We start from the raw sequence: 946 nt of genomic DNA on the forward strand, positions 1-946 counted from the left end.
TCGATCAGGGTCTCCACGATCTTCGACTCCGGCACCGTCTTGATCACCTCACCCTTGACGAAGATCTGCCCCTTGCCATTGCCCGAGGCAACCCCCAGATCCGCCTCACGCGCCTCACCCGGACCGTTCACCACACACCCCATCACCGCCACCCGCAACGGCACCTCCATACCCTCCAGACCAGCCGTCACCTCATCCGCCAGCTTGTACACATCCACCTGCGCCCGACCACACGACGGACACGAAACGATCTCCAACCGCCGCTGCCGCAGATTCAACGACTCCAGAATCGAGATCCCCACCTTGACCTCCTCCGCCGGAGGCGCCGACAACGACACCCGGATCGTGTCCCCGATCCCCTCACTCAACAACGCACCAAACGCCACCGCCGACTTGACCGTCCCCTGAAACGCAGGACCCGCCTCCGTCACCCCCAAATGCAACGGATAGTCACACCGAGCCGCCAACTGACGATACGCATTCACCATCACCACCGGATCGTTGTGCTTCACCGAGATCTTGATATCCCGGAAACCATGCTCCTCGAACAGCGAGCACTCCCACAACGCCGACTCCACCAACGCCTCCGGCGTCGCCTTCCCATACTTCTCCAACAGCCGCTTGTCCAACGACCCCGCATTCACCCCAATACGAATCGGCACACCCGCATCCGACGCCGCCCCCGCGATCTCCTTCACCTTGTCATCAAACTGCCGGATATTCCCCGGATTCACCCGCACCGCAGCACACCCGGCATCAATCGCCGCGAACACATACTTCGGCTGGAAATGAATATCGGCGATCACCGGAATCTGCGACTTCTTCGCGATCACCGGCAACGCCTCCGCATCATCCTGCGAAGGACACGCCACCCGCACGATCTGGCACCCCGACGCCGTCAACTCCGCGATCTGCTGCAACGTCGCACCGATGTCCGCCGTCACCG

At 62.1% G+C, this 946-nt stretch carries 1 protein-coding gene; it reads right to left on the minus strand.

What is annotated here, in order from left to right; all coding sequences use genetic code 11:
* The coding region (ispG, locus tag VT50_RS37755; RefSeq protein ID WP_079343990.1) for a flavodoxin-dependent (E)-4-hydroxy-3-methylbut-2-enyl-diphosphate synthase at nucleotides 1–944 on the minus strand (944 nt) is incomplete at its 3' end.
* Between the last annotated feature and the right edge of the window lie 2 nt (nucleotides 945–946).

Source organism: Streptomyces antioxidans, assembly GCF_000968685.2.
Classification (GTDB): domain Bacteria; phylum Actinomycetota; class Actinomycetes; order Streptomycetales; family Streptomycetaceae; genus Streptomyces; species Streptomyces antioxidans.